The sequence below is a fragment of the Brevibacterium sp. Mu109 genome (genome assembly GCF_900169375.1).
GTDB lineage: Bacteria > Actinomycetota > Actinomycetes > Actinomycetales > Brevibacteriaceae > Brevibacterium > Brevibacterium yomogidense_A.
This window is the reverse complement of record NZ_FXZF01000010.1, coordinates 24236-39912: the sequence shown is the minus strand read 5'-3', so window position 1 is coordinate 39912 and position 15677 is coordinate 24236. Positions and strand designations below refer to the sequence as shown.

At 68.0% G+C, this 15677-nt stretch carries 14 protein-coding genes; 5 read left to right on the top strand and 9 right to left on the bottom strand.

The window, feature by feature from the left end:
- Window positions 1–87 precede the first annotated feature (87 nt).
- The gene (locus tag BSP109_RS07715; protein WP_101599971.1) at window positions 88–1035 is read right to left on the bottom strand and encodes a GlxA family transcriptional regulator; all 948 of its coding nucleotides are present in this window, start codon (window positions 1033–1035) and stop codon (window positions 88–90) included.
- 105 nt (window positions 1036–1140) lie between these two features.
- On the opposite strand from BSP109_RS07715, the gene BSP109_RS07710 reads away from it, so the two are divergent.
- A complete protein-coding gene (locus tag BSP109_RS07710) occupies window positions 1141–1764 on the top strand; it encodes an isochorismatase family protein (RefSeq protein ID WP_101599921.1) in 624 nt (207 codons plus the stop codon).
- A gap of 111 nt (window positions 1765–1875) precedes the next feature.
- Here the strand turns inward: BSP109_RS07710 and BSP109_RS07705 are convergent, their stop codons facing one another.
- The gene (locus BSP109_RS07705) at window positions 1876–3390 is read right to left on the bottom strand and encodes an MDR family MFS transporter (protein ID WP_101599920.1); all 1515 of its coding nucleotides are present in this window, start codon (window positions 3388–3390) and stop codon (window positions 1876–1878) included.
- A gap of 155 nt (window positions 3391–3545) precedes the next feature.
- On the opposite strand from BSP109_RS07705, the gene BSP109_RS07700 reads away from it, so the two are divergent.
- Window positions 3546–4130 (top strand): TetR/AcrR family transcriptional regulator, encoded by a 585-nt coding sequence (locus tag BSP109_RS07700; RefSeq protein WP_180959650.1) that lies wholly within the window; start codon window positions 3546–3548, stop codon window positions 4128–4130.
- A 231-nt stretch (window positions 4131–4361) separates the two neighbouring features.
- Window positions 4362–5114 (top strand): type 1 glutamine amidotransferase, encoded by a 753-nt coding sequence (locus tag BSP109_RS07695; protein WP_101599918.1) that lies wholly within the window; start codon window positions 4362–4364, stop codon window positions 5112–5114.
- A gap of 199 nt (window positions 5115–5313) precedes the next feature.
- Here BSP109_RS07695 and BSP109_RS07690 read toward each other — a convergent pair whose 3' ends face one another.
- The 6 genes from BSP109_RS07690 to BSP109_RS07665 all read right to left on the bottom strand — a co-directional run bounded on the left by BSP109_RS07690 (window position 5314) and on the right by BSP109_RS07665 (window position 11432).
- Complete coding sequence (locus tag BSP109_RS07690; RefSeq protein WP_143275778.1) at window positions 5314–6027, bottom strand: hypothetical protein; 714 nt, start codon at window positions 6025–6027, stop codon at window positions 5314–5316.
- Between the two features lie 524 nt (window positions 6028–6551).
- Entirely contained in the window at window positions 6552–7736 is a 1185-nt protein-coding gene (locus tag BSP109_RS07685; RefSeq protein ID WP_101599917.1) for a TAXI family TRAP transporter solute-binding subunit, read from the bottom strand.
- Window positions 7737–7872: 136 nt separating this feature from the next.
- Window positions 7873–8583: a GntR family transcriptional regulator gene (locus BSP109_RS07680; protein ID WP_101599916.1), complete on the bottom strand. Its 711-nt coding sequence runs from the start codon at window positions 8581–8583 to the stop codon at window positions 7873–7875.
- Window positions 8584–8677: 94 nt separating this feature from the next.
- On the bottom strand, window positions 8678–10099 hold the full coding sequence (locus BSP109_RS07675; protein ID WP_087003565.1) for an aldehyde dehydrogenase family protein: 1422 nt from the start codon (window positions 10097–10099) through the stop codon (window positions 8678–8680).
- The gene (locus tag BSP109_RS07670; RefSeq protein ID WP_101599915.1) at window positions 10096–10614 is read right to left on the bottom strand and encodes a zinc ribbon domain-containing protein; all 519 of its coding nucleotides are present in this window, start codon (window positions 10612–10614) and stop codon (window positions 10096–10098) included. Before BSP109_RS07670 ends, BSP109_RS07675 begins: the two co-directional genes overlap by 4 nt.
- Window positions 10611–11432: an N-acyl homoserine lactonase family protein gene (locus BSP109_RS07665; protein ID WP_256970136.1), complete on the bottom strand. Its 822-nt coding sequence runs from the start codon at window positions 11430–11432 to the stop codon at window positions 10611–10613. The genes BSP109_RS07670 and BSP109_RS07665 overlap by 4 nt, the downstream gene beginning before the upstream one ends.
- Window positions 11433–11754: 322 nt before the next feature.
- On the opposite strand from BSP109_RS07665, the gene BSP109_RS07660 reads away from it, so the two are divergent.
- Together BSP109_RS07660 and BSP109_RS07655 are read left to right on the top strand one after the other, a co-directional pair.
- On the top strand, window positions 11755–12843 hold the full coding sequence (locus tag BSP109_RS07660) for a zinc-binding dehydrogenase (protein WP_180959649.1): 1089 nt from the start codon (window positions 11755–11757) through the stop codon (window positions 12841–12843).
- A 96-nt stretch (window positions 12844–12939) separates the two neighbouring features.
- Window positions 12940–14052 carry an alcohol dehydrogenase catalytic domain-containing protein gene (locus tag BSP109_RS07655; RefSeq protein WP_101599913.1) on the top strand — a complete coding sequence of 371 codons (1113 nt, stop codon included), beginning with the start codon at window positions 12940–12942 and terminating at the stop codon, window positions 14050–14052.
- A gap of 296 nt (window positions 14053–14348) precedes the next feature.
- Here the strand turns inward: BSP109_RS07655 and BSP109_RS07650 are convergent, their stop codons facing one another.
- The gene (locus BSP109_RS07650; RefSeq protein ID WP_101599912.1) at window positions 14349–15626 is read right to left on the bottom strand and encodes a C4-dicarboxylate ABC transporter substrate-binding protein; all 1278 of its coding nucleotides are present in this window, start codon (window positions 15624–15626) and stop codon (window positions 14349–14351) included.
- Window positions 15627–15677 lie beyond the last annotated feature (51 nt).

Sequence of the window (15677 nt, the reverse complement as noted above, 5' to 3'; positions counted from 1 at the left end):
GTCGGGGACAGGACCTCACCCAGTGCGTCCCGTTCGTCCTCAAGGAGGCGCTGCATCCGCATGGGCGATTCTCGCAGAGGTCCTGCGTCAGGTCTGGGTGAAGCGCGTCCGGTATGACGTGGGCGTCGTGGCGTATTCAGCGACGAAGCGCTGACGGAACGTCACGGGACTGCTGAACCCGCACTCGTCCGCGATGCGTGCGACCTGCCACGACGTGGTCTCCAGGAGCGAGCGGGCCCGGTCGAGCCGCCTCGACCGCACCCACGCTGCGGGACCGGTGCCCGTCACCTCGTGGAACCGGCGTGTGAAGTTCCGGCGGCTCATGTGGGCACGCTCCGCCAGATCGTCGACGGAGAGGGAGCGGTCGAGGTGCGCGAGCGCCCACTCGATCACCTCGCCCAGGGCGCCGTGGCCGTCCTCTGCGGGCAGCGGACGCTCGACGTACTGGGCCTGTCCGCCCTCGCGGTGCGGGGCGATGACGAGCTGGCGGGCCACCCTGGCCGCCGCAGCGGCTCCCAGGTGCTCGCGGACGATGTGCAGACAGGCATCGAGAGCCGAGGCCGTGCCTGCGGACGTGAGGACGTCGCCGTGATCGATGTACAGAGCGGACTGGTCCACGTCCACGCGGGGAAAGCGGCCGGCGAAAGCGCCGGCCGCTGACCAATGGGTCACTGCCGAGCGGCCGTCCAGGGCGCCGGCCTCCGCCAGCGGAAACGCGCCCAGGCACAGCCCCACCACCGTGGTGCTCCGGCTGTGCGCCGTGCGGATGAGGTCCGTGAGCCCGACGGGGGAGGGGCGCAGGTCCTCGTGCCAGGACGGGAGGATCAGGAGGTCGGCGCCCTGCGCCGCTTGTGGATCCCCGATCGGCGCGAGGTCGATTCCCTCTGCCGTGCGGATCGTGCCCCCGGTGTCGCTCCAGAGCACGACCTCCCAGTCGTCGGCGAGACCTAGTCGCCCGACCTCTCCGAACACCGTGACGGGGGCGGTCGTGTGGAAGAGGGAGATCCCGTCGAAGATGTGGACTGCGATCCTCATGTGGCCCGATTCCATCGATAATGCGCGTTCATGCCACTCACGGTACGCGTCCCGACCGGGGGATGCTGGATGCGGCAGCATCCGATCACACCAGGAGGAATCACCATGTCCGCACCCCGCCGCGCTCTCATCGTCGTCGACGTCCAGAACGACTACTTCGATGCGGAGGGCCCGCTCGCCATCCAGTACCCGCCGCGCGACGAGTCGCTCGCGAACATCGTGCGCGTCCTCGAGGCGGCCCAGCAGGCCGGTCTGCCCACCGCAGTGGTGCAGCACCAGTATCCGGAGGGCTTCCCGGTCTTCGCCGAGGGGTCCGAGGGACAGAAGCTCCACGCGGATGTGGGCGCGCTCGCACACGACGGGTGGAAGCGCGCGACGAAGTCGGTCGCCAGCGTCTTCCCGGAGACTGGCCTCGCGGCGTGGCTGGAGGAGAGCAGCGTCGACACGATCACGCTCGTCGGCTACATGACCAACAACTGCATCCTCGGCACTGCAGCGGATGCCGAGCCGATGGGCGTGGCCGTCGAGGTCCTGTCCGACTCCACCGGCGCGGTCAACCTCACGAACGCGCAGGGCAGCGTCCCGGCCCAGCAGGTCCACGAGACCCTCATGACGCTGCTGAACTCGAACTTCGCGGCCGTCAGCAGCACGGAGACGTGGCTGAAGGCGCTGGAGTCGGGCGAGGCCATCGAAGGCAGCAATCTCCCCGCCTCCGCCACGGGGGCGTGAGCCGGCTGCGGCGGAACGTCCCGGATGAGAACGCGATGACCCCCTGCCAGGTGGCAGGGGGTCATCGCGTGTTGTCATCCGGGACGTTCCGCTCCGGGACCGGTCCCGGGGTCAGCCCACGTCGTGGGAGACGACGACGTCCGCGCGCTTCGGGGCCTTGATGAATGGAGCGCAGACGACCGCGCTCGTCGCGAGGATCCCGCCGACGATGAACGCGATGCGGGCGCCGTGGAACAGGCCGTCGACCAGTTCGGACCCGCCCGTGGTCTCTGCGGCTGCGACGGCGCTCATGACCGTCACGAAGATCGTGGTGCCGATCGCGCCGCCCAGCTGCTGGCCGGTGTTGAAGATGGCCGAGCCGTGCCCGTAGAGATGGTGGGGGACGTCGCTCAGCGCGGCGGACAGGAGGCCGGTCATCAGCATGGCCAGGCCGATGCAGAAGATCGTGTGGAACGCGACGATGAGGCCGAGCGCGGTGCCCGGGTCGATGGTCGTGAACAGCCACTGTCCCAGCGCCAGCATGAGAGCACCGGGGATCAGTACCGGGCGCGGGCCGTGGCGGTCGAAGACTCGGCCGAAGATCGGTCCCACCGCGATCTGGATGAGTCCACCGGGAAGCAGCATCATGCCGATGGTCATGGTGCTCAGGCCGCTGCCGTTCTGCAGGAAGATCGGCAGGATGACGACGGTGCCGAGCAGTGTGCCCATGGCGATCATGATCATGGCGACGCTGAGCGTGAATGTGCGGTTCGCGAAAGGCTGCAGGTTCAGCAGTTCACGGCCGATGCGAGTCAGGTGGACCTGTCGGGTGATGAACAGCGCCAGTGCGGCGAGGCCGATCACGAGGCTGACCAGCGGGACCGTGGGGCTGTCCAGGACGCTGCCGAACGTGGAGATCGCATAGACCAGACCGCCGAACGCGAATGCGGAGAGGATGACGGAGAAGACGTCCACCGGCAGCCTGCGGTTGGCCGACGGCACCTTGATGAAGACGATTCCGAGGACCAGGATGACTGCGGCCAGAGGTGCCATCACTCCGAAGATCCAGCGCCATGACAGCGAGTTGACGATGATGCCCGACACGGTGGGGCCGATCGCGGGACCGACTGCGATCACGATCGAGTTCAGACCCATGACCATTCCCCGGTGCTGGGCTGGGACGAGTGACAGGGTGGTGCTCATGAGCAGCGGCAGCACGATGGCGGTGCCGATCGCCTGGATGATGCGGGAGATCAGCAGGACGCTGAAGCTGGGAGCGACGATCGCCAGGACGACGCCGACGAGGAAGCTGCAGAGCGCGAAGACGAAGAGGGTTCGCAGGGTGAAGCGCTGGATCAGGTAGCCGGTCAGGGGGATGACGACTGCCATGGTCAGGAGGAATCCGGTGGTCAGCCACTGACCCGCCTCCGCGGTCACCCCGAAGTCCGCCATGATCGATGGCAGCGCCACCGTGAGTACGGTCTCATTGAGGATCATCAGGAAGGCGCCGAGCGCCAGCGCGCCGATGATCCCGGTGAGCTGCTTCGTCGACAGAGCAGGTGGGGCCGGCGGGGCAGGACGGGCTGGTGAGGCCTGCGCGGCCGGTGCGGAGTGGGTGGACGTCGTGCCTTCGGCGGACTGAGCCATCGGGGCTACCTCTATCTGTGTGATGTGAACCGTCACGCATCATGTCATGGTCTGACATCTTTCATAAGCCAAACCTGTCAGTGTGTGACGCATATAATGCTGAGGAGGCATCCTCGGCCCGACAGGCCGCACTCCGTCACGAAATGAGCCGAACCGTGGGAATCCGAGAAGAGCACCGCGCTCGCATGCTCCGCGACATCCAGAGCGCTGCGCTGGACCTGGTCGAGCAGCAGGGCCTGGACGCGACGACGATCGGGGACATCGCTGCGCGGGTGGGGGTCTCCGAACGCACCGTCTTCCGGTACTACGCGTCCAAGGAGCACGCGCTCATGCCCGGTCAGCAGGGGCTGATCGACGCGCTGGTGGGGCACGAGAGTGCGCACACCAGCGCCGCGGGCATCCTCGAGGACCTGCTGGCAGTGGTGCGCGAGCTCTTCTCCCACGAGGTCGAGCAGCGTGACTTCCGCCGGATCTCCCGCCTGCTGGTCCATGAGCCGGAGATGGTGCGGGTGGTGGCGCGGCAGGAGCGGAGCATGGTCGAGGCGCTCAGCAGAGAGCTCGTGCGGCGCGACGCTCTGGGGGCGCTCCAGGGACTGGTGGTCGCGGAGGTCGTGACCGCCACCTGGCGGATCGCGTGGCAGTCCTTCGCGCAGGAGGAGTTCGACGGCAAGGACTCCGACCCGCTGGCACTCTTCGACGAGACGGTGCGCGAACTGGCAGGGCTGTTCCCCGGCGCCTGAGTTCCTGAGCCCTCGTCGTCCCGACGGAGCGCGCCGAGGTGACCAGCCAAGCCAGCCGAGGTCCCAGGCACAGTCCGGTGGCCCGGGCACACGTCGGTGGCCCGGACGCCGAGGCCGAGTGCGCGGTCCCTCCGTGTACCGTGAGATGGCCGCTGCGGACCGTGATCGTGAGCCCTCAGACCCCGTGCGCGCCCGTTGTGCCTCATCGTCTCGTCGTCGGAAAGGACTCCCATGACCGTTCGCATCATCGTCATCGAGCACGAGGACGGCACGGATGCGCGCCGATTCGGTCGTTGGCTGGAGGCGGCGGGGGCGACCCTGGATGTGCGTCGCCCCTACCGCGAGGCGAAGTCGTGCGGTGCGGTCGAGCGGGACGCGGCGCTCGCCCACCTGCCGACGCTCGAGGAGCTGCGGGAACCCGGGGTGGGCCTCGTCGTCCTGGGCGGTCAGGACGGGCCGATGGACGATGAGCAGAACCCGTGGTTCCCCGCGGTGCGTGAGCTCCTCCTCGCGTCGGTCGCAGGGGAGTTCACGAGCGTGAACATCTGCCTGGGCGGCGAGATGCTCGCCGAGGCGCTTGGGCGACCGGTCGTTCAGCGAGAGGTTCCGCAGGTGGGGCTCATGACGGGGCACCTGCGTGCGGAGGCGGCTGACGATCCGCTCTTCTCGCGTGTTCCCGCGGAGTTCCCCGTGGTGCTGTGGCACGGGCTGCAGATGGAGCTGCCCGACGGGGCGACGCATCTGGTCGACGGGACGGACGCGCCGATCCAGGCGTTCCGGGTGGGGTCGGCGTGGGGCACGCAGTTCCACCTCGAGGCCGATGCGGCTTTGCTGCGCGGCTGGGCGAAGGACGGGTCCTCCCTGCCGGGCGGGTTGACGGTCGATGAGGTCGTCGCGCCGGTGGCGGACGCGGAACCTGCCCTCCAAGAGGCGATGGACCCGATCGCCCGCGCCTACGTGGAGCTCCTGGCGGCCGAACGCTGACGGGCGCTGCCGACCCCTGAGCACTGCCGGGTGCCCCCGACCCCTGAGCGCTGACAGCCGCCGAGCGCTCCTGGCCGCCGCTCACTACGCTGCGCCTTCCGCGCCCCCGTATCCCCTCGAGACGCCGGTTACCGGTATCAAACGCCGCGCTCTGGCACGGTGTTTCATACCGGTAACCGGTGTTTCGTATCGCTGGTGCTCAGCCGGCGCGAGAGACGGCGTGCTTGATGTCGTGGAACGTCGACGGCGAGAACAGGTCGGCCCACGTGAGCTGGTAGACGCGGTAGCCGAGGTTCCGCAGCTGGTAGTCCTGCCGGCGTTCGCGGCGGGCACGCGCGGCGCCTGTCTCTCCGTCGGTGTACTTGATCTCCCCATTCACCTCGACGATGATCTTCGCTCCGCGATGGAGGAAGTCGACGCGAGCGATGAAGCCATCGTCCTTCGTACCGAAGGTGGCCTGCGGCACGAATCCCGCGATGCCGTGCTCGTGGAAGCGGACTGCGCAGATGGACTCCGCGGGGGACTCTCGCGCACGGTCTCCCAGAGAGAACGCCGTCCGAGCCCGCACCGAACCACGGCGCCGGCGGATGGACCTGGCCAGTTCGGCGATGTCCTCCGTGGACACCAGCTCCTTGCGCAGGGCATGGTCGATCATCGGCACGGAGACGTCCAACGGATAGTCGAGGGCGACATCCAGGAGCGTCCGGCGCACAGTCGTGACAGGCAGTCCGTCGATCTCTGTCGCTTCGCTGGGGTGGAGGACGCGCTGTCGGATGATGACCTGCTTGTAACCGCGCGACCTCCCAGGGCGCACGGCTTCAGCACGACCCTGGATCGGTCGGGTGAATGGCAGACCCCACAGGAGCGCGGCGCTGACGTGGGACAGAGTGCAGTCCTCGGCGAGGTCGTCCACGTATGTCCGCGTGAGGATCCGCAGCCTCGCTGCATGACCACGGAGCCCTTTCACATCGAGATCGATGAGGTCCCCGGTTGAGCGCTGCTTCAGCAGTGCCAGTGCGGCATGCGATCTGCGCGGGCAGTCTGGCCGGACGACGTACAGACCGCGTCGGACTCGTATGAGACAGCAGCGGAGTGCATCGGTGACCAGAGACCGTGAGAACCCCGCGCGGTGAAGGTCCGCTCGAGTGATGATGACGTCCATGCACCGACGGTCGCGCGCAGACAGAAGAGGTTCAAGAGCCCTCATATCCCTGTGGATAGAGCATGGAGCGTGCACGTGATTGTGACCTCGGGTGGGCACGTCGCGCCTCGTCGATTCCTACAGGTGCCCACACGCCGGCTACCGACACGAAACGCCGCGCCCTGGCACGGTGTTTCGTACCGGTAACCGGCGTCTCGGCGAGGACGGGACGGTGAGGAGGGGAGGGTGGGGAGGGGCCGGAGGGGACGGACGAGAGCCCCGGCCCGCGCACGGCCTCAGAAGAAGCCGCTCGTGATCTCCTCCGACTCCTTGGCCAGCCCGTTGTCCCGCTTCCATTCGAGCCACAGGCGGTACGTGTCCTCATCGGACGGGTCCGTCTCCATGAACTTCGCCCACTCCTCGTCGAGGCGCTCGCCCCGCTCGATGAGCTCGTCCTGCTTCGCCTGCGCCTCATCGCTCCAGCGGTCGTGCTCCTCGAGCCAGCGGATCGTGCCCTCGTGGAACGGCGTCTCCGTGGGGACGTCGAGGACCTGCTCGGGCTCCCAGCGCGGCAGGCTGATCGTCGTGTCCTTGTACTCCGGGTACGTCTTCGCCATCGCCTCGATCAGCGTGTAGATCTGATCCTCCGGCATGTCGTCGTACGCTGCGATCGCGACGCTGTAGAGGACGCCGTTGCTCTCTTCGCCCTCTTCCTGCGCCGGAGCGCGGTCGAAGGAGCCCACATTCAGCGCCGGGACGACCGCCTGCATGCGCTCGACCGCCTCCTCGTCATCCGCGTCCAGGTCGACCCATTCGACGTCGACATTCGACGCGAGCTCGTAGAGGGAGCCGCCGTAGACCGCGCCGTAGATCATGTCGATCTGCCCGTCCTGCATCGCGGAGGCCTGCTCGCCGTAGCCCACATTCACGAGTTCGACGTCGTCCAGGGTGAGGCCGCCGTGCGCGAGCAGCGCCTGCACCTTCGCGTTGGCAGACGGGTTGGCGGTGTACAGGGGCACGCGCATCCCCTCGAGATCGGCCATCGATTCGATGCCGTCGCCCGTGCGCGTCATGACGCCGTGCGGTGACAGCGGAGCCCAGACGACGCGGATGTCCTGCGGCCCCCAGTCCTCGTTCGCGAACTCGTTGACGCCCTCGAAGCCGAAGATGTACTCGTCACCCAGACGGCCGACCTTCGCCGCGCCTGCCCGCAGCGCCGCCAGCCGACCCACGGACGTATCGGACGTGATGATGCGCAGCCGTGCGCCGGTCTCCAGCGACACCCGGTCGGTCACGCCGGCCAGATCTGCGTACGAACCCGTGGTCGTGCCGTACGTGGTGAAGACAAGCGGGTCCGGCAGGCCACCGACCACATTGTTCTGCGCCTCGCAGCCCGACAGCACGAGAGCCCCGGCAGCGACAGCGGCGACCACAGACGTCGCCCGAGCGCGCCTGTGTGCACGATTCTTCAGCCTGATCATGTGTGCTCGTGTGCTCCTGCCATCGTCGTCGACCGGTCGGGTGGACCCGGGCACATCGTAGCGGACTACTGAGCCGTGCATCACTAATGATCATCAAATGATACTCAGGCGGCAAAACTGCTGAACGGCCGGAACATCAGACCGCGGAGCGCACGCGCAGGTTCTCCGAGAAGTTCTCCGCGAGCGCTTCGCCTGCGCGGTGGTGGAAGTCGCGGGTCGCCTCGCGCACGGCCCGGACGTCTCCGGCATCGAGCGCCTCGAGGACCTTCCGCTGTCCGTCCACCGTGATCTCCGGCCAGCCCGGGATGTCCGAGTACAGGGTGCGCGGGACGAACCGGATGCACAGCCCTGCCGTCCACCGCAGCTTGGGGGAGCGCGAGGCGTGGTTGATGAGCGAGTAGAACGCGCGATTGCGCGAGTCCAGACCGTTCGCGGCGTCGCGGTGGAGCATCGCGATCGATTCGTGGTGGAGCGCCCTGAGCTCGGTCCGCTGCGCATCGGTCAGCGCGTCCATCGCCCGCGCTGCGAGCTCACCGCTCACGAATCCCAGCGTGAGGAACACGTCGCGGATGTCGTCGCCCGTGAGCGGAGCCACGGCGAAGCCCACCCCTGGCCGGCGCGCGACCAGGCCCTCCGTCACGAGCCGCTGCATCGCCTCGCGGACGGGCGTCAGCGACATCTCGTACTGCGAGGCGAGTTCGTGGACGCGCAGAGAGCTGCCGGGGGGCAGGTGCCCCGAGATGATGTTCTCCCCGATGTCAGATGCGACGATCGACGCCGAGGTCCCATACCGGCGATCGCGCTCGGTCACCGTGCCGTGGTGCGCGTGCCCGCTGTCTCGTCCCATTGCCCGTTCGCTTCCTCTGCAGTCGCCTGATCGCCGCTACCAGCAGTGCGCGGGGCGGCCGATGCACTCGATCGACCGCCCCGCGCACCACTCGTCACAGACTGACGAGCACCGTCTTCGTCGCCGTGTACGCGTCGAGCGATTCATAGCCCTTCTCCCGGCCGTAGCCGGACTTCCCGAAGCCTCCGAAAGGGTACTCGACCCCGCCGCCGGCGCCGTAGGCGTTCGCGTAGACCTGGCCCGCTCGGATGCGGGCTGCCAGGCGGTGCACCCGGGACGAGTCCCGCGACCACACGGCGGCCATGAGCGCGTAGTCCGTGCCGTTGGCCAGCGCCACGGCTTCGTCCTCGTCCTCGAACGTGCGCGACACGAGGACCGGCCCGAACACCTCCTCCTGGAAGATCTCCGCGTCCTGTTCGACACCCGCGATGAGCGTCGGCGAGAAGTACGCGCCGTCGCCCAACGACGAGCCGGTGGGCCTGGTCCCGCCTGTGACCACACGGCCCGAGGCCCGCTCCACCATCCCCGTCACACGATCCTGCTGCTTCCGCGAGATGAGCGGTCCGAGGTCGGGGTCCGACGATCCCGGCCCCAGCGTGGTCGACTCGAAGGAGGCGCGCAGTCGCTCGAGCAGCTCGTCCTCGACGGAGCTGTGCACGAGCAGGCGCGACCCTGCCGAGCACGTCTGACCTGCGTTCTGCAGGATGCCCTTCGTGGCGAACAGCGCGACCCGGTCGAGGTCGGCGTCGGGGAAGACGACGTGCGGGGACTTCCCACCCAGCTCGAGCGTCGTCGGCACGACGTTGTCCGCCGCGGATCCGGCGATGAGCTTCCCCACCGCGTTCGACCCGACGAAGCCCATGTGGTCGATGCCCGGGTGGGCTGCCAGGGCGGCCCCGGCCTCGGCGCCGATCCCCGGGACCACGTTGATGATCCCGGGCGGGAACCCGGCCTCGACCGCCAGTTCGGCGAGGCGGACGGCGGATCGGGGAGTCTCGTCGGCCGGCTTGAGCACCACGGCGTTGCCGGTGACGACGGTGGGTGCGACCGCGCGGCCGAACAGCTGCAGCGGATAGTTCCAGGCGATGACGCTGCCGCACACGCCCAGGGGCTCGCGGCGGGTGTACACGTGGAACGCCGGGTCGACCGGCAGCTGCAGTCCGTAGTACGAGTCGATCGCTCGACCGTAGAACGTGAAGTACCGGGCGGTCACCTGCCCGTCGGTCCGCGCCTGTGAGATCGGCTTCCCGGTGTCCTCCGAATCGAGGCGGGCGAGCTCCTCGACGTTCTCGAGGACGAGCGCGGCGAACGCCTGGGCGACGTCCGCGCGGTGCTCCGGCTTCGTCGCCGCCCACTCCGGCTGCGCGCGACGGGCCGCGGCGACGGCCGCATCGATGTGCTCGGCGGTGCCCCTCAGGACCTCACCGATCACGTGGCCGTCCGCCGGATCGACGTTCTCGTACGAGTCCGCGCCGGTCACTCGCTCACCGGCGATGAATGCGGGCGTCTGAGTCATCGTCCCCGCGCACCTCCCCGTGCGGTCGTGGATCCCGCCGCCGAGGTCCCGGCCGGCTTTCCTCCGCTGTTCGCCTTCCCTGCGCCCGCCCGCGGCTTCCCAGCCGCCGGCGCGGACGCCGACTGCTTGGCGTCGGCCGTGACCGCTGCCTCCACGGATGCCCCGATGTCGTCGCCGGCGCGCAGAGGTCTGCCCTGGAAGATCCCTTCGTGCGCGAGGATCGGCCTGCGATCTCCGCCCAGCTCCGGGTAGCGCTCCTCCAGCTTCTCGCGCTTCTCCATCGAGCGGCGCCAGTAGTTCACCGCATCCGGGCTGCCGCCTGACATGCCCTTCCAGCTCTTGGGCATGTCCTCACGGCTGTGGCCGGCGGACGCGAATCCGCTGGTGCGCACGGTGGTGAGGACCCGGCGCGATGCCTCCCCGCAGTCCGGGCAGTCCGGTGCGGGCGACGACATCGAGGCGACACCGGCTTCGAAGCGATGGTCGCGTGTGCACTTGTAGTCGTAGAGGATCATGAGTAGTACTCGTCCGGTCCCATCTTGAAGTTCTGGCGCTGTGCCTCGTCGTGGCCGAAGATCATCTCCGCGCCCGTCTCCTGCTCGATGCGCCGCAGCTTCTCCACGGACTCCAGCCAGTCGAGCGAGCTCCACACGATCGCCGCGCCGATGGCCGGAGGCCCGTAGGACTCCTCCATGTACACCGCATCCGAAGTGAAGATCTTCGTGCCCTCGTTCGGCAGGTCCACGCGCAGCGACATCGTCCCCCATGTGTGTCCCGGGGTCTGGATGACGGAGACGCCGGGGACGATCTCGTCGTCACCGGTGATCCCGCCGATGCTCAGGCCCTTGTAGTCGTCCGGGATGTGGGCGCCCTTGTTGTAGCCCGAGATGTCCGCGACCCCGTCGAGCTCCGCCTGGCTCGTCACGATGCGCGTCTTGCCGTTGTCGAACATCTTGGCGTTCGCCGCGTGGTCGAAGTGCAGGTGCGAGAGGACGAGGATGTCGATGTCGTCCGGAGCGAGGCCCATCTGGGACAGGCTGGAATCGAGGTAGCCGGAGTCGCCCTCCGGGTCGTCGAGGACGGGGAAGAACTCGTGGAAGCCCGTGGGTTCCCAGTGCGTCTGCCAGTTCCGGGGGACGCCGGTGTCCCAGAGGATCTTGCCCTCCGGATGGTCGATGTAGACCGCATGTGTGGGCACCTGGCCCCATGCGCGGGGATCGTTCTTATGCTCGCGCGTCTTGATGACGGTGTGCGGTGCCAGGAGCAGCCAGGTGCGGTCGGCTTCCATCGTCCCGGACTCGAGGATGTGCACTTTCATGTCTGGAGTGGCCATCGGAATCTCCCTCTCGCTTCTGCTTCGTCGTTGAAGGCGTGACGTTCCGTGCGGTGCTGTGCGGCGTTCCGTGCGCTGCGTCCACGACGAGCCCCCGTCGGAGTCGTTGCTGGACTCCGCGTAGGGAACCCACCGCACGTTCAAATATATTTCAGATCGCTCAGGAGTCAAGGGCCTCGCCCCAGGTTCCGAATCGAAGCATGCGCGTATGCATATACCTCTTGACGGTCGGAATATATTTGAGTAGCTTCGCAAGGGCCGGTCCTTCGAGATGGGCTGGCATCACTCGGCGCTCCGGCGCCGCACGACGAGGTGGGTGTGCATGGTCACTGGACGGAATCTTGTTCTCGAGGACGTGGGGAGCATCGCTGCCCGCGAATACGATGTCCCGGATCCGCCTGCGGGCGGACTGGTGCTGGAGATGATCCGCGCGAACGTGTGCGGATCCGACGTGCACATCCTGAACGGCGGTCACCCCTTGGTGGGTCCCGGCTGCGTCATGGGGCACGAGGGGATCGGCCGCGTCCACGCCCTGGGCGAAGGCGTCACGGCGGACTTCGCGGGTGAACCGCTGTCCGTGGGCGATCGCGTCGTGTCGACGTACTTCCAGGCGTGCAGGCGCTGCCCTGAATGCAACAACGGCCACCCCAACATCTGCCGCAACGCCTATACCGGCTGGTCGAAGCAGGCGGACGAAGCGCCCCACTTCCACGGCACGTTCGGCACGCACTACGTCGTCGGACCCAGCTTCGCGGTGTACAAGGTGCCGGAGGGCGTGACCAGCAAGGCGGCCTCGAGCGTGAACTGCGCACTGTCGCAGGTGTTCTACGGATGCCTCGTCGGTGAGGTGTCCTACGACGACAAGGTCGTCATCCTGGGGGCCGGCGGCCTGGGCGTGTGCGCCTCGGCCGTCGCGAGCAGCTTCGGGGCGACCGTGTGGGTGGCGGAGATGGCGCCGCAGCGGTTGGAGAAGGTCAAGGAGTTCGGCGCCCACCACACCGTCGACCTCACCCAGGCGGACGGTTCGGATGGCCGCGTGGACCTCGTGAAGGACCTGACGGACGGCGGCGCGGACGTGGTCATCGACCTCACGGGTGTGCCGTCGGCATTCTCGGAAGGCGTGCGCATGACGCGCGCCGGCGGGATCTTCGTCGAGATCGGCAACATCACGCCGCACAAGTACACGGACTTCGACCCGGGCCTCTTCACGCGCACGGGTGTGCAGATCCGTGCCGCCATCCGCTATCCGCAGAATGTGCTGGGACGAGCGATCCGGTTCGTCGCGGACACGCCGCACTTCCCCTGGGAGTCCCTCGTCGACAAGGACTTCACGCTGGATGAGGTGGAGGAGGCGCTTGCGCAGGCCGCTGCACGGAAGGTGACGCGCGCCGGCATCGTCATCAGTGACTGATGTGTCGGCATGCGGACGACTGATCGATCCGCCACTCGCTGATCGAGGCTTGTGACGGTAGGACAACGACAGATGAGATCCACGGAGGAGACCACGATGAAGATCACTGGCGCAGTACTCGATTCCGTCGGCACGGCAGAGCGGCCGTACGCGGACAGCAAGCCCCTGCGGATCGTCGACCTCGAGCTCGATGGGCCGGGCCCGGACGAAGTGCTCATCAGGATCCGCGCGGCGGGCCTCTGCCATTCCGACCTGTCCGTGGTCGACGGCAACCGGCCGCGGCCCACACCGATGCTCCTGGGCCACGAGGCCTCGGGCGTGGTGGAGAAGGTGGGGGAGAACATCACCGACCTGACGGCCGGCCAGCAGGTGAGCACTGTCTTCCTGCCGCGCTGCGGCGAGTGCGAGAACTGCCTCACGAACGGCAAGCTGCCGTGCATCCCCGGCACCGCGGTTAACAACGCCGGCACGCTGGTGGGCGACCACATGCGCCTGCACGAGGGTGACGACGAGGTCTACCACCACGTGGGCGTCTCCGGTTTCGCGACGCACGCGGTGCTGCACCGCAGCTCCGTCGTGCCGGTCGGCGATGACGTGCCGCCGGAGATCGCGGCGGTCCTGGGCTGCGCCGTGCTGACCGGCGGCGGTGCCGTCATCAACGCGGGCGATCCGCAGGACGGCGACGCCATCATGATCGTGGGGATGGGCGGTGTCGGCATGGCCGCGCTCATCACGGCGGTGTCGCTGAAGAAGGGGAAGGTCATCGGTGTCGACGCCAACGAATCGAAGCTGACCCGTGCGAAGGAGCTGGGGGCCGATGAGGTCTACACCCCCGCACAGCTCGAGGAGAACGGGGTGAAGGCGCCCATCGTCATCGAGGCGGCGGGCCACCCCAAGGCGTTCGAGACCGCGTTCAAGGCGACCGGAGTGGGCGGCAAGACGGTGACGGTCGGACTGCCGTCGCCGCAGGCAGAATCAGTGATCACCCCGCTGACACTCACGGCGGAGGCGCGGACGATCGTGGGCTCGTACCTGGGATCCGCGGTTCCGTCAAAGGACATCCCCGTCTACGAGAAGCTGTGGCGCGACGAGGGCCTGCCCGTCGACGAACTCATCTCCTCGACGATCACGCTCGACGAGATCAACGGGGCGCTCGACCGCCTGGCCGACGGTGAGGCGGTCCGGCAGGTCATCCTGTTCGAGGACTGAACGACTGCTGGGGCCCGAGAGGCTTCGACGCTGAGCAGGCTGGCGGCGCCTGGCAGTCGTCGACGCTGAGCGGGCCCCGGCCGGGACGGCCTTCCCTCCGTCCGGCCGGGGCATGTGTCCCAGACTGGCATCCGGCACGGACACAGGCTCGGCCGGGGCGTCCGGTGGGCGCGATCGCACGTAAGCGCACCTCGAGTCGCAAACCGCAGTGTCATAGCACTGCAGTTTGCGACTCGAGGTGTCTTTCTGGGGTGAGCGCGCGGGTCACCCCGGGGACGGGCAGGGGCCCGTCCGGGTCACTCCGGTCGGTGGGCCAGGGCGCCCTCCTGGTAGACCTGCTCGGCCAGGGGTCGGAAGTCTGTCGCCTCCTGGTCGTACCACTCGTCGAGGTCTGCCACGTCACCGTCGTCGGTGTAGCCCAGCTCGTCGACGACGCTCGCCCAGTGCTCGGCGCGGTCCTGCAGGCCGGTGCGGATCTCTTCCTCGATGACGCCGTCCGCGATGAGTCCGTCGACGAGGTCCTCCTGCGTCTCGAGGACGGTGTCGCGGGCCTCGTCCGACATGTCCGTGAACTCGCCGCCGGCTTCGCGGACGTCGGCCACCGCGTCCGCGCTGGACCCGACGACGGCGGAGATCTGTCCGTGGAACCAGTCGATGTTCGCGGCGTCGAAGATGATCTGCTGGTACGGCAGCGGCAGGGTCTCGAAGGACGATCCCGCGACGTGTCCCGCTGTCACGGCGCCCGTGAAGCGGTCCTCACCCAGTGTCGACAAGTGCGGCGCGACCTCCAGCAGGCCGGTGGAGCCGGCGACCATGCCCTGGATGAAGGTGCAGTCGACGGTGCTGCGCTGCAGGGCCTCGAAGACCTCGCCGTACTCCATGGACACCGGTGACGCGCCCAGGTTCTCCGAGATGGGCGTCTGCGCGGAGCCGCCGATCCGGATCTGCCGCCCCTGCCAGTCATCCGACTCCGATCCGGGCGCGTTGCAGGCCGCCCAGTAGTTCCCGGACGAGACGAGCGGGTTGAGGGGGACGACGCCGTTCTCCTCGTACTCGGCGAGGACGGCATCGTTGTTCCACGCGGCCTCGCTCATCTGCGCCTGCGTGATCGCCTCACCCGTCAGAGGTGCGGAGCTCGTGTAGTGGCTCAGCTTGTTGTACGCGTCGACCAGTGGGTACTCGGCGGGGAAGTAGATGGGCACGCTGTAGGCGAGGTCCAACCGGCCATCGGCCAGTGCGTCGTCGACCTCTGCGTACTGAGCGATGGACTGACCCCACGCCACGTCGAAGCTGATCTTGCCGCCGGAGCGCTCCTCCACGGCGTCCATGAAGGACTTCTCTGCGACGGCGGCCGCAGCGTCCGGGGATGCTGCGTAGGGCTGGATGGTGAGCGTGATCGGGTCGAGGTCCGCGATCGCGGTGTCGACATCCGCCTGAGCGGCCGCGTACTCGAACCCGTCTGCGGTTCCTCCGCCTCCAGCGCTCCCGACAGCTCCTCCGCACGCACTGAGGAGTGCGAGGCTCGCGGTGGCTGCGCAGACTGACAGCAGTGGCCGGTACTTCGTGAGAGTCATGTTTCCCCTTCGAAACAGAGCGAACGTTCAGCAAGTGCTGGATACAGAGAT

Coding starts and splice junctions, on each gene's coding strand:
- BSP109_RS07675 (WP_087003565.1), bottom strand. CDS start 10,099: ATGACTCAGACGCCCGCATTCATCGCCGGTGAGCGAGTGACCGGCGCG.
- BSP109_RS07705 (WP_101599920.1), bottom strand. CDS start 3,390: ATGGCTCAGTCCGCCGAAGGCACGACGTCCACCCACTCCGCACCGGCC.
- BSP109_RS07650 (WP_101599912.1), bottom strand. CDS start 15,626: ATGACTCTCACGAAGTACCGGCCACTGCTGTCAGTCTGCGCAGCCACC.
- BSP109_RS07695 (WP_101599918.1), top strand. CDS start 4,362: ATGACCGTTCGCATCATCGTCATCGAGCACGAGGACGGCACGGATGCG.
- BSP109_RS07710 (WP_101599921.1), top strand. CDS start 1,141: ATGTCCGCACCCCGCCGCGCTCTCATCGTCGTCGACGTCCAGAACGAC.
- BSP109_RS07685 (WP_101599917.1), bottom strand. CDS start 7,736: ATGATCAGGCTGAAGAATCGTGCACACAGGCGCGCTCGGGCGACGTCT.
- BSP109_RS07670 (WP_101599915.1), bottom strand. CDS start 10,614: ATGATCCTCTACGACTACAAGTGCACACGCGACCATCGCTTCGAAGCC.
- BSP109_RS07715 (WP_101599971.1), bottom strand. CDS start 1,035: ATGAGGATCGCAGTCCACATCTTCGACGGGATCTCCCTCTTCCACACG.
- BSP109_RS07660 (WP_180959649.1), top strand. CDS start 11,755: ATGGTCACTGGACGGAATCTTGTTCTCGAGGACGTGGGGAGCATCGCT.
- BSP109_RS07680 (WP_101599916.1), bottom strand. CDS start 8,583: ATGGGACGAGACAGCGGGCACGCGCACCACGGCACGGTGACCGAGCGC.
- BSP109_RS07665 (WP_256970136.1), bottom strand. CDS start 11,432: ATGGCCACTCCAGACATGAAAGTGCACATCCTCGAGTCCGGGACGATG.
- BSP109_RS07655 (WP_101599913.1), top strand. CDS start 12,940: ATGAAGATCACTGGCGCAGTACTCGATTCCGTCGGCACGGCAGAGCGG.